The sequence below is a fragment of the Priestia sp. P1_B12_1 genome (assembly GCF_056406695.1).
In genome coordinates, this window is sequence record NZ_JBFTZR010000001.1 from 360790 (window position 1) to 374277 (window position 13488).

Annotated in this window: 9 protein-coding genes and 1 pseudogene; all 10 read right to left on the minus strand. The window is 40.5% G+C overall.

Annotated elements, in window-relative coordinates; genetic code table 11:
- Positions 1-4 precede the first annotated feature (4 nt).
- The 10 genes and pseudogenes from AC1D0Y_RS01895 to dxr all read right to left on the minus strand — a co-directional run bounded on the left by AC1D0Y_RS01895 (position 5) and on the right by dxr (position 13467).
- Complete coding sequence (locus tag AC1D0Y_RS01895) at positions 5-283, minus strand: DUF503 domain-containing protein (RefSeq protein ID WP_028410841.1); 279 nt, start codon at positions 281-283, stop codon at positions 5-7.
- A pseudogene (gene infB, locus AC1D0Y_RS01900) lies at positions 280-2148 on the minus strand (translation initiation factor IF-2); the annotation flags it as partial. The gene AC1D0Y_RS01895 and the pseudogene infB, both read right to left, overlap by 4 nt.
- A 22-nt stretch (positions 2149-2170) precedes the next feature.
- Positions 2171-2470, minus strand: a complete 300-nt coding sequence (locus AC1D0Y_RS01905; RefSeq protein ID WP_013058837.1) for a YlxQ family RNA-binding protein — start codon at positions 2468-2470, stop codon at positions 2171-2173.
- Positions 2470-2751, minus strand: coding sequence for an RNase P modulator RnpM (rnpM, locus tag AC1D0Y_RS01910; RefSeq protein WP_013058838.1), 282 nt, complete (start codon positions 2749-2751; stop codon positions 2470-2472). Before rnpM ends, AC1D0Y_RS01905 begins: the two co-directional genes overlap by 1 nt.
- 13 nt (positions 2752-2764) lie before the next feature.
- Positions 2765-3877, minus strand: coding sequence for a transcription termination factor NusA (gene nusA / locus AC1D0Y_RS01915; RefSeq protein ID WP_477707316.1), 1113 nt, complete (start codon positions 3875-3877; stop codon positions 2765-2767).
- Positions 3878-3914: 37 nt separating this feature from the next.
- Complete coding sequence (gene rimP / locus AC1D0Y_RS01920) at positions 3915-4385, minus strand: ribosome maturation factor RimP (RefSeq protein ID WP_013084764.1); 471 nt, start codon at positions 4383-4385, stop codon at positions 3915-3917.
- A 364-nt stretch (positions 4386-4749) separates the two neighbouring features.
- Entirely contained in the window at positions 4750-9060 is a 4311-nt protein-coding gene (locus AC1D0Y_RS01925) for a PolC-type DNA polymerase III (RefSeq protein ID WP_060745987.1), read from the minus strand.
- 118 nt (positions 9061-9178) lie between these two features.
- Positions 9179-10876, minus strand: a complete 1698-nt coding sequence (locus tag AC1D0Y_RS01930) for a proline--tRNA ligase (RefSeq protein WP_025750291.1) — start codon at positions 10874-10876, stop codon at positions 9179-9181.
- 104 nt (positions 10877-10980) lie between these two features.
- Positions 10981-12240: an RIP metalloprotease RseP gene (rseP, locus tag AC1D0Y_RS01935; protein WP_028410836.1), complete on the minus strand. Its 1260-nt coding sequence runs from the start codon at positions 12238-12240 to the stop codon at positions 10981-10983.
- Positions 12241-12318: 78 nt separating this feature from the next.
- A complete protein-coding gene (dxr, locus tag AC1D0Y_RS01940) occupies positions 12319-13467 on the minus strand; it encodes a 1-deoxy-D-xylulose-5-phosphate reductoisomerase (RefSeq protein WP_028410835.1) in 1149 nt (382 codons plus the stop codon).
- Between the last annotated feature and the right edge of the window lie 21 nt (positions 13468-13488).

Consider the following 13488-nt stretch of genomic DNA (forward strand, 5'->3'; position numbering starts at 1 on the left):
CCTTTTATAACCAATCAAAAGTTGTAATGGTACGTTCAATCTCTGGAAAAGAATCAATCAAGCTTAGCGCTTTTTGCAGTTCTTGTTCCGTTGTGACACGGCTAGATGAGACTGCGACAATGCTAATTTTTGTTCGCTGCCACATATCTTGAAAATCAGTTTCAGAAACTGATACGTTAAACCGCTGCTTCAAGCGCATCAAGATGCGCTGAAGCACGGCACGTTTTTCTTTAAGAGAAGCAGCATCGTAAATTAAGCATTCACACTCCACTAGTCCAATCATTTAGGATCAATTTGCTCCATTACATACGCTTCAATAATATCTCCTTCTTTAATATCATTGAAGTTTTTAATTGTAATACCACACTCATATCCTTGAGCGACTTCTTTTGCATCGTCTTTAAAGCGTTTTAGCACATCTACTTCACCTTCAAAGATAACAATTCCGTCACGGATTAAACGAATTCCACTGTTACGTGTAATTTTACCGTCTGTTACGTAACTTCCTGCGATTGTACCAACTTTTGATACTTTGAATGTTTGACGTACTTCCACTTGACCGATGATTTTTTCAGCAAACTCAGGATCAAGCATTCCTTTCATCGCAGATTCAATTTCTTCAATTACTTTGTAAATAATGCGGTGAAGACGAATATCTACGTTTTCTACGTCAGCTGTACGTTTTGCTCCAGCATCCGGACGCACGTTAAAGCCGATAACGATTGCGTTAGAAGCAGTTGCAAGAATGATATCAGATTCTGTAATCGCACCTACACCCGTATGGATAATACGAACATTTACACCCTCTACATCAATCTTTTGAAGAGCAGCAGCCAATGCTTCTACAGAACCTTGTACGTCTGCTTTTACGATAAGGTTTAAGTCTTTCATTTCACCTTGTTTAATTTTTTCAAATAAATCATCTAAGCTTACGCGAGATTTTTCACCGCGCTGTTGTTCAAGCTGCTTTTGAGCACGAGCTTCTCCGATTTGACGAGCTGTTTTCTCATCTTCAAACACTAAGAAACGATCTCCAGCTAACGGAACTTCGTTTAAGCCAGTAATCTCAACCGGAGTAGATGGTCCTACTTCCTTCACACGGCGGCCGATATCATTTACCATTGCGCGAACGCGGCCAAATGTATTTCCGACTACGATTGGATCACCTACGCGTAGTGTACCAGTTTGAACAAGAAGCGTTGCTACAGACCCACGGCCTTTATCTAGCTGTGCTTCTACAACTGTACCTGCTGCACGACGGTTAGGATTTGCTTTTAACTCTTCTACTTCACTTACAAGTAAAATCATTTCAAGCAATTGATCGATCCCTTCACCCGAAATGGCTGAAAGCTTACAGAAGATTGTTTCTCCGCCCCACTCTTCAGCTACAAGGCCGTGCTCCATTAGTTCTTGCATAACGCGATCTGGATTTGCTGCTTCTTTATCCATTTTGTTAACCGCAACAATAATTGGCACTTCTGCCGCTTTTGCATGGTTAATCGCTTCAATTGTTTGAGGCATTACACCATCGTCTGCTGCCACAACAAGAATTGTAATATCCGTTACTTGCGCACCGCGAGCACGCATCGTTGTAAATGCAGCATGCCCTGGTGTATCAAGGAATGTAATTTTCTTTTCGTCAACCACAACTTGATAAGCACCGATGTGCTGCGTGATACCGCCTGCTTCTGCAGCCGTTACTTTTGTGTTACGGATAGAGTCAAGAAGCGTCGTTTTACCGTGGTCAACGTGACCCATGATTGTAACAACTGGAGGACGCACTTGAAGGTCTTTTTCGTCATCAATGATTTCTAATGATTCAAAAGCATTGTCATCTACCACTACTTCTTCTTCAACTTCTACACCGTATTCTCCGGCAATTAGTTCGATAGAATCTTTATCTAACTCTTGGTTAATTGTTGCCATTACACCAAGCATAAATAATTTTTTAATAATTTCAGAAGGCTCTTTGCCTAACTCTTTTGCTAACTCAGAAACCGTTAAGCTTCCGACAAACGTTACTTTTTCCGGTAACTCTTTTGCAGCTGCTGGAGCTGGTCTACCTTTTGGTGCCTGTGACTTTTGTGCCTGTGGCTTTTTGTTACCTTTATTGTTTCCTTTGTTAGCTGTTGATTTTGTATTTTTATTCAATACTTTCACCCCCATAAAATTAACCGAGCATCGTTGCTAGCTTTTTAGCAAACCCCTCGTCCATAACGGCTACCACGACTCGAGCATCTTTACCAATCGCTTGACCTAGCGTATAGCGATCGGGAACGATTTTAACCGAAACGTTATAGTAAGAACATTTATCCGTTACTTTTTTCTTTGTGTTTTCAGACGCATCGCTTGCTAAAAGTACTAACTTTGCTTTTTGTTTCCGAACTTCTCTAACCACAAGTTCTTCTCCAGAAATCAATTTGCGTGCACGGTTTGCAAGCCCTAAAAAGGAGATCCATTGTTCATTCATTAGCGTGACTGTTTCTCCTTTTCTACAAGCGCTAGCAACTCTTCATAAACCGCTTCATCTATTGACGCGCCTAAATGTGTCGAAAGCACATTTTTCTTTTTTGCCAATAAAATTGCTTCTTTATCCTTGCTTACATAAGCTCCGCGCCCGGACTTTTTACCCGTTACATCAACTGAAACGTCGCCTTCTTTTGAGCGTACAACGCGTACTAGCTCTTTTTTAGGCTTCATTTCTCCAGTGGCCACACATTTTCGCATCGGGACTTTTTTACGATTGTTCACCTTGGCTCACCTCTTATTCCATATCTTCATCTGAATCAAATGCATGTTGACTTACTAGCATATCATCGCTGTTTTTTACAACCATACCTTCTTGTTCAGCTTCTGATTGACTTTTAATATCAATTTTCCAGCCTGTCAGCTTAGCAGCTAGACGTGCATTTTGTCCACGTTTACCAATTGCAAGTGACAGCTGATAGTCAGGAACGATAACAGTTGTTGCTTTTTCATTTTCATCTACAATCACATCTACTACCTTAGATGGACTTAAAGCATTGGCAACAAATTCAACTGGATCATTTGACCAGCGAACGATGTCAATTTTTTCACCTTTTAGTTCATTTACAACAGCCTGTACGCGCTGACCTTTTTGCCCAACGCAAGAACCGACCGGATCTACTTCAGCATACTCAGAATGAACAGAGATTTTTGAACGGTCTCCAGCTTCGCGAGCTACTGATTTTAATTCAACTGTACCGTCATAGATTTCCGGTACTTCTTTTTCGAAAAGACGTTTTAAAAGACCTGGGTGCGTACGTGAAACATAGATTTGTGGGCCTTTTGTTGTTTTTTCTACTTTCGTAATATACACTTTAATACGATCATGAGGTTTATACTGCTCATTTGGCATTTGCTCGCTTTGAGGAAGCAATGCTTCAATTTTGCCAAGGCTCACATAGATGAAGCGAGAATCTTGACGCTGAACAATACCTGTCATAATATCTTCTTCCCGATCGCTGAACTCTGAATAGATAACGCCTCGTTCCGCCTCACGAACACGCTGTGTAACAACTTGTTTTGCCGTTTGAGCCGCGATGCGTCCAAAGTCTTTTGGCGTTACTTCGATTTCAACCACATCGTCTAGCTGAAAGTTAGGGTTGATTGTTTGTGCTTCTTCAACCGAAATTTCCAGGCGTGGATCATATACTTCATCAACCACATCTTTGCGAGCAAACACGCGCATTGAACCTCTTTCTAAATTTAAATCAACGCGTACGTTTTGCGCTTGGTTAAAGTTGCGTTTGTAAGCAGAAATTAGCGCTGCTTCAATTGCTTCAATAATTATATCTTTGCTAATGCCTTTCTCTTTTTCAAGAATGACTAAGGCATCAAATAACTCACTGCTCATCGTTGGATAATCCCCCTTTAATATTGGCCCCTACACATTAAAATACAATCGCTAATCGAGCAAAAGCGACTTTGTCATATGGTAAAACCACCGTTTTTGTGCGTGTTTTGATACGAATAGATAATGTGACAGTTTCTCCGTCAAATGATTGTAATTCGCCTTCAAATTCTTTTGCGCCTTCAATTGGTTCATATGTTTTTATGTATACATGCTTACCAATTGCACGTTCAAAATCTTTATCTTTTTTTAATGGGCGTTCCGCACCAGGCGATGATACTTCTAAAAAATAGTTATGAGGGATTGGATCTACTGCATCCATTTTCTCACTCAATTTTTCACTTACTGCTCCGCAGTCTTCGATATCCACGCCGGTATCAGAGTCGATAAACACACGCAAAAACCAATCTTTTCCTTCTTTTACGTATTCAATTTCAACAAGCTCTAAATTCATTTCCTCTAAGATAGGGGAAACCATTTCTTCCACTGTTTGTTTTACATTTTTACTCATTCTAATCCTCCCTTCGAGACATTGCATGGTATGTTTAGGTTACGCGTTTTTTATGTCTCTTATATCAAAAAAGAGTGGTTTATTTGCTATTTTTATTTTGCACTCTATAAGAGGTCTAACCTACTAGAGTGGAAATGTTGTCATTTGTGTTGCAGGATTTTAAACGTCACATAATAAATCAATCATGGTGATTGAAAATCTACAGAAAAAACGAATCATGCTAGAAGCCGATTCGTTCTCCATACTACTTACTATGTCAGTAAGTTCATATCAATAAGAAAGAGCGGGTTTCCCCACTCTTTCTCGTCCGTATCCTTAGCATTTCCACAATTACTATATCATAACCGCTTATTTTATGCAAATGTTAGAAAAGAGAAAGCTGGTTCTGATCAGGTAATGATTCAAGGCATCCATGGTTGTCTAGATACTCTAAAATCGTCTTCGATACTTTGCCTCGCTGCTGCAAGTCTTCTTTCGATAAAAACTCTCCCGTTTCACGAGCTTTTACAATGTTCAGCGCTGCATTTGTGCCAAGACCGGGAATGGCATTAAACGGTGGAACTAAAGACGTACCGTCAATTAAAAATTCGTCTGCGCTAGATTCATATAAATCTACTTTTTTAAACGAATAGCCTCGTTCGCACATTTCTAAAGAAAGCTCAAGCACCGTTAATAAGTTTTTCTCTTTAGGAGATGCATCTAAACCTTTGGCATTGATTTCTTCCATCTTCGCTCGAATGGCAGTTGAGCCTTTGATCATCGTATCAATATCAAAGTCATCTGCACGAACCGTAAAGTATGCTGCGTAATAAAGAAGCGCGTGGTGCACTTTGAAATAAGCAATACGCACGGCCATCAATACATAAGCAGCCGCATGGGCTTTAGGGAACATATACTTAATCTTTTTACAAGAATCAATATACCAGTCCGGAACACCATTTTTGATCATTTCCTCTTCAAATTCAGGTGTTAGCCCTTTCCCTTTACGTACAGACTCCATAATTTTAAAGGCAAGTGAAGGTTCAAGACCTTGATAAATCAGATACACCATGATGTCATCACGACAGCCGATTACTTCACTTAAGTTGCAAATATCATTGCGAATTAGCTCCTGCGCATTACCAAGCCATACGTCCGTCCCGTGCGACAGTCCTGAGATTTGAACAAGCTCTGAAAACGTCGTTGGCTTCGTATCTTCTAACATTTGACGCACAAAGCGCGTTCCAAACTCAGGTATGCCAAGCGTTCCTGTTTTACACATAATTTGCTCTTCTGTTACGCCAAGTGATTCCGTTCCGCTAAAAATTTTCATCACTTCAGGATCATCTGTCGGAATTGTTTTTGGATCAATTCCACTTAAATCTTGAAGCATGCGAATCACGGTCGGATCATCGTGTCCAAGTATATCAAGTTTTAATAAATTATCATGAATCGAATGGAAGTCAAAATGAGTTGTTCTCCATTCGGAATTACGGTCATCAGCTGGAAACTGGATCGGTGAAAAATCGAAAATATCCATATAGTCCGGTACAACGATAATCCCCCCTGGATGCTGACCCGTTGTACGTTTTACGCCCGTACATCCTGCTACTAAACGATCCACTTCTGCGTTTCGCAAATGTAAATCACGGTCACCGGCATAGCCTTTTACATAGCCATAAGCTGTTTTTTCGGCTACTGTACCGATTGTTCCCGCGCGGTATACATTATCTTGTCCAAACAGTACTTTTGTATAGTTATGAGCTCGCGGCTGATACTCTCCGGAGAAGTTCAAATCGATATCGGGAACTTTATCTCCTTTGAATCCTAAGAACGTTTCAAACGGAATATCGTGTCCGTCTTTAATAAATGGTACGCCACAATCGTCGCAGCTTTTATCCGGCAAGTCGAATCCAGAACCAACGGAACCGTCATTAAAAAACTCAGATTTCTTACATTTTGGACAAACATAATGCGGCGGCAGTGGGTTTACTTCTGTAATTTCTGTCATCGTCGCAACGAATGAAGACCCTACGGAACCACGTGAACCAACTAAGTAACCATCATTCAAGGATTTTTTAACGAGTTTATGCGAGATCAAGTAAATAACGGCAAACCCGTGCCCGATAATACTTTTCAACTCTTTCTCTAGGCGAGCTTCTACTACTTCAGGCAGCTCTTCACCGTAGATGCTGCGTGCCATCGCATAGCTCATTTCACGCATTTCTTCGTCTGCACCTTCAATTTTCGGCGTATATAAATCATCTTTAATTGGTTTAATATCGTCAATCATATCCGCTATTTTTTGCGTATTATGAACAACAATTTCTTTCGCTTTGTCCCCGTCTAAAAATGAAAAACAATTCAGCATCTCATCCGTTGATCTAAAATGAACATCCGGCAGCTGATGACGGTTTAACGGGTTAGCCCCGCCTTGTGAACCAATTAAAATTTTTCGGTAAATTTTGTCTTCCGGATTGAGATAGTGCACATTTCCTGTTGCTACAACCGGCTTTCCAATCTTTTCACCGAGCTTCACAATATTGCTGATAATATCTTTTAAGGCTTTCTCATCCCGCACTAAATCCAGTTCAATTAAGTGCTTGTAGTTGTCAGGGGGCTGCACTTCGATGTAATCATAAAATTCAGCTGCTCCTTCTACTTCATCAATTCCTTTTTGCATCATGCCTTCGAATACTTCGCCTCGGTCACATGCGGTTCCAATCAAGATACCTTCTCGATATTTGTCGAGCTGAGATCTCGGAATTCGCGGAACTCGATAAAAGTAATTTAAATGAGAAATAGAAACGAGTTTAAATAGATTTTTTAAACCTACGTCGTTTTGTGCTAAAAGCGTCGCATGATAAGGACGGGCCCGCTGATATGCATTCCCTTCTCCCATATAATCATTTAAGCGATCGTGCATCGTAATTTCGCGTTCAAATGCATCTTTCAGCATTTTATTTAACAAATAGCCGGTTGTTTCCGCATCGTAAATCGCGCGGTGATGCTGCACAAGTTCAATATCAAACTTTTTAGCAAGAGTATTTAAACGATGGTTTTTCATATGCGGATACAAAAATCTTCCGAGTTCAAGCGTATCAATAACGCCGTTAGCTGCTTTTTCTAATCCGATTTTTTGCAGTCCCATATTTAAAAATCCCATATCAAAGCTTGCATTATGAGCGACTAAAATACTGTCTCCCATCCACTCGTGAAAATCCCGAAGTACTTCTGCGATTTCAGGCGCATTTTGGACCATATCATCTGTAATACCCGTCAGCTCAATTGTTGTTGCAGACAGAGGATGATGAGGATTTGCAAACCGTTCAAATCGATCGATGATTTCGCCTTCTTTCATCTTCACGGCAGCAAGTTCAATAATGGTATCGTATACGGCTGACAAACCGGTTGTTTCGACGTCAAATACGACGTAAGTTGCTTCTGTCAAATCCACATGCTGTGGATTATAGGCAATCGGCACGCCGTCGTCTACTAAATTGACTTCCACTCCGTACAGTATTTTAATGCCGTTCTTTTTCCCAGCTCCATACGCTTCAGGAAACGACTGTGCAACCGCGTGATCAGTTATCGCTACAGCCGGATGTCCCCATTTTTTGGCTTGTCCGACTAAAGCTCCAACAGATGAAACGGCATCCATTTGACTCATTGGCGTATGCAAGTGAAGTTCCACACGCTTTTCATCTTCAGGCGCTGTATCCTGTCTAGCAGGACCGGTAATCTCGTTAACATCATTTCCAATCATAACTAGATCACGAACAAATGTATCGTTTTGTACACTTCCCCGAACCTTTACCCACATTCCTTTTTTAATCGCTTGAAGTAAAGGAATATCTTCTTTATCACGCGAAAACATTTTAACCATAATAGAGTTTGTATAATCTGTCACTTTAAAAATAAGAAGCGTACGTCCGCTTCGTAATTCTCTCGTTTCTGCATCAAATACGTAGCCTTCAACGGCAATTCGCTTTTCTTCATCCACAATGGAATCCAGGCGAACCGTCTCGTCTTTAATCGTATATCCAATTGTAAGCGGACCTTTTGGTAGGTCTGGTCCATCACTTTTTTCATTTTCTTTATTTTGCATTTCTGTGATGGCTTGTAATACTTTTTCTGTATCTTCTTGTTTTCGTTGCTCTACAAACTGCTGAAATGCTTCTTCTGAATGTACAACTTCCGTCATTAGCTGAAGGTTCGGAAACCCATAGGACGCATACTGATCAGCAATTAACTGACTATACTTTTTACGTAAAGCCGTTCCTTCTGCATCATGTCGTGCGTTCACAATCAATTTGGCGCCGTTCAACCTCGGCATTTGATCTTGTAAAAGCGACTGTAAAAGCGGAGATATGCCCTGCATTTCTCCAATACAATGCTTCCAATATGACTGTACATGCTCTTCCGTACATTGTTTATTAACGGTTTGAATAGAAAAAGAAACACTCGCAATATGAGAAAAAGCTGAAGACATGCGAGCATGGAATAACTCATAAATCTCAAAAGGTAATAACCCTTCTAAAGAAAAATGGAAATGCCATTTTTTTTGTTCTTTCTGAATGACGAGCTTTTCAATCGCTGCGTTTTCAAAGTAAGGAACAATTTGATCACTCGTCAGCTCTAACTGCTGCAGCAGCAACTTAAAACGCTCTTTTTTTCCTAGCGTTTGTGCTTCCAAGTTTTCTGCCTCCTTTTATAAATGAGTGCAATCTATTTTAACATAAATGACTTCTATTCTGTCATATGTTCTGTTTATAAACATAAAAACAGCAGGGATACAAATCCCCGCTGCTTCATTACTTCGCTAGCAGTTCTTTCACTGTTGAAACAAGATTGTCAACTGACACTTCTAATGACTCCCCAGTTTTGCGTACTTTTACTTCTACAATTCCTTCAGATGCACGTTTACCAACTGTTACTCGAACAGGAAGACCAATTAGATCTGAATCTGCAAATTTTACTCCTGCACGCTCTTGGCGGTCATCTAACAGCACTTCAAAGCGATTATCTAATAACTCATTATATAATTTCTCACCTAGTTCACGCTGTTCATCATTTTTCACGTTAACTGGAATAACGTGCACTTGATAAGGCGTAACAGCTTCTGGCCATAGAAGACCGTTTTCATCATTAAATTGTTCTGCAATCGCAGCTACTGTACGAGAAACACCGATACCATAGCAGCCCATAATCATTGGCTGGCTGCGTCCGTTCTCATCTAGATACGTTGCTCCCATCGCTTCACTGTAACGAGTTCCTAGCTTAAAGACGTGGCCCACTTCAATACCTTTAGCGAACTTGATAACGCCTTGTCCATCCGGTGACTGATCCCCTTCTTGGATGAATCGGAAATCTTCGTAAGTTGCATTAAAGTTACGTTCATTCACATTTGTGTAGTGATAACCTTCTTCATTTGCTCCGCATACACCGTTAGCAATTGCTTTTACAGCATGGTCAGCTACCACTTCTACTGAATCACTTACTCCAATCGGTCCTACTGAACCAACTGCGCATTTTAATACTTCTTTTGTTTCTTCTGGAGTTGCCAGTTCAACAACGGAAGCTTCAAAATAATTTTTCACTTTAATATCGTTTACTTCGTGGTCCCCGCGAACAAGTACAAGCACAAAACGATCATCTACTTTAAATAAAAGTGACTTGATACAAGAAGTCGCTTCAACATTTAAGAAAGCAGCTACGTCTTCAATGCTATGCTGATTTGGTGTTTCTACCTTTGTTAATTCTTTTTCAGCTTCAGTTGATTTTTCATAGGTATTTACAACCGGTGCCATTTCAACATTTGCTGCATAAGAAGATGTATCTGAATAAGCAATTGTATCTTCCCCGATTTCAGAAAGAACCATAAATTCATGCGTATCTTTTCCACCCATTGCACCTGAATCAGCGATAACCGCACGGAAATTTAATCCGCAGCGCTCAAAGATGCGGCTGTAGGCAGCAAACATTTTGTCATATACTTCATCTAAACTTTCTTGAGAAGCATGGAACGAATATGCATCTTTCATAATAAATTCACGACCGCGTAATAAGCCAAAGCGTGGACGTTTTTCATCGCGGAACTTCGTTTGAATTTGATATAAATTTAGCGGTAAACGTTTGTATGACTTCACTTCGTCACGAAGCAAGCTTGTGATAACTTCTTCGTGTGTTGCTCCCAAAGCAAATTCACGGCCGTGACGATCTTTCATACGCATTAACTCAGGTCCGTATGAATACCAGCGGCCAGACTCTTGCCACAATTCAGCTTGTTGTAAAGCAGGCATTAATAATTCGACAGAACCTGCACGGTCCATCTCTTCACGAACAATTTGTTCAACTTTTTGCAATACGCGCTTACCAAGCGGTAAAAAGCTGTACACACCGCTTGCATTTTGGCGCATGTAACCTGCGCGCAATAGAAGCTGATGGCTTTTTATATCCGCATCAGCTGGCACTTCTCTTAATGTAGGAATCAATGTAGAACTTTGTCTCATAACCTCGCACCTCTTTGCTTACTTCTCTATCTTATTTTTTAAGGCGGACCATGCCGCAATTTTCATATAATCAGCGAGGGAATATCCCTCGCTGAGCGTATGTCTTATAAAAAGAACTTTTGAATATCGTTCCACGTTACAACGAGCATCAGCAGCATTAATAAAGCAAAACCGATAAAATGAACAATGCCTTCTTTTTGACGATCAATTGGCTTACCGCGAATTCCTTCTACAGCGAAGAACAATAGTCGTCCTCCATCTAAAGCAGGAAGTGGAAGCAAATTGACAATCCCTAAGTTAATACTTAAAACGGCTGCCCATTTCATTAGATAATAAATGCCTGACTGTGCTACTTGATCGGTTGCTGCGTAAATACCTACAGGACCAGAAAGCATATCCAGTTTGAATTGTCCTGTCACAAGCTTCCCTAGACCCGTTAAGATTTCTTTCATCCACGTATATGTTTCAGTAGCTCCGTGCGTGATCGAACCAATGAATGACTTTTCAACCGGTGCATATACGCCAATTAGTCCAATTGTCTGTTCCCCAACTTTGCGACTTTCAGGTGTAATCGGAATATCTAGCGTTTTGCTGCCGCGCTGAACCGTGAATGTAATTTGCTGTTCAGGATGTTTTTGAATTACTTTTACGACATCATCCCACGTTGAAACACTTTGTCCATCAATTGCTTGAACTTTATCTCCTTGTTTAAGTCCCGCATCAACGGCTACTCCATCTGATGTTAATTTGCCCATCACAGGTTTGTCAACAACATATCCTTGAGAAATCCCAAGAACGATAAAAATAACAAAGGCTAATATAAAGTTCATTAGCGGACCAGCGAAAATGGCTAGCGCACGCTGACCAAGAGTTTTGGAAGCAAACTGACGGCTGTAAGGTGCAATTTGAATTTCTTCTCCGTCCATAACGAAGTAAGATTCTTCTGCTACCTCAAATTTTTGCAGACGTTCATCTTCACCTTCTTCATAACCTGAAATAAATAGATTATGCTCTAAGTCTGCTTGCTCTACCTCAATAACTTTTGCATTTGGATGCTGTTCCTTGTTGTTAATAATGACTTTATTTACTTTGTCTTCCTTATCAAACATGAGGCCCACCATTTGACCAGGCTTAACTTCGATCATTTCTGGGTCTTCTCCAGCCATTCGAACAAATCCACCTAGAGGCAGCAAACGAATGGTATAAACTGTTTCATCTCGTTTAAATGAAAAGATTTTGGGACCAAACCCAATGGCAAACTCACGGCATAAGATGCCTGCACGCTTTGCAAAAACTAAATGACCAAGCTCATGAAAGAATACAAGAGCTCCAAAAATGACGACAAACGCAATGACTGTGTTCAATGGGTATTACCCCCTTCATGTAATAGAGTCAAACCTCCACCCACCAGAAATAAGTGAGTGGCTTCTCTCGCACGCACATTATCGAGAGATGGCGGATCTAACAAACTCTCTTGCTTCTAAATCTACTTCTTTAATAGTAGATAAACAAGGTTTCTGTATTACAGTATGTTCATTCATTGCTTTTTCAATCACATCTTCAATTTGTAAAAATGTAATGTGACCATCTAAAAAGGCTTGAACAGCTTCTTCATTAGCTGCATTTAAAACAGTCGGAAGTGTTCCACCCGCTTTGCCCGCCTCAAATGCAAAAGCTAAACAGCGAAAACGCTCTTCATCCATTTTAGCAAAGTGAAGCTGACCAATATCCGCCAAACTTAAACGCTTGGTGTTAGGTAAAGACATGCGTTTTGGATACGTTAACGCGTATTGAATTGGCACGCGCATATCAGGCGTTCCAAGCTGAGCAATAACGCTTGTATCAGAATACTCTACCATAGAATGAATGATGCTTTCTTTATGTAACAATACATCAATTTTCTCATAGGGAAGATCAAAAAGCCAATGTGCTTCAATCACTTCTAGTCCCTTATTCATCATCGTTGCCGAATCAATTGTAATTTTAGCTCCCATCGACCAGTTTGGATGATTTAACGCATCTTCAACCGTTACTCCCTGTAGTTCTGCTCTCGTTTTATCTCGAAAGCTCCCTCCAGAAGCCGTTAAAATTAAACGGTCTATTGCTTTTTGATCTTGCCCTTGCAAACTTTGAAAAATAGCTGAGTGCTCACTGTCTACCGGTAAAATATCAGCGCCATATTCCTTGGCTGCTTCCATGACAAGGTGACCAGCGGTAACAAGTGTCTCCTTATTTGCAATAGCAATCGTTTTTCTCATTTTGATTGCTTCTAGCGTAGGAGTCAACCCTACACTTCCAAGAACCGCATTTACTAAAACTTCTGTGGATGGATGAGTTGCCACTTCCACAAGCCCTTCTTCTCCATAAACAAATCGAATAGAAGGGAATTCTGCTTGCAGTGACAGACAATCTTCTTGCTTCATCACAGAAACCAGGGCTGGCTTACACTGCTGAATAATCTTTCTTGCTTCATTAATATTTCGACCTACAGAGATTGCTGAGAGCTCAAAATGCTCCGGATGCGCTCGAACAATATCCACGGTTTGAGTACCGATTGAACCTGTAGCTCCTAACAAGGAAATTTTCTTCAAGTATATTCACTCCTATTAAAA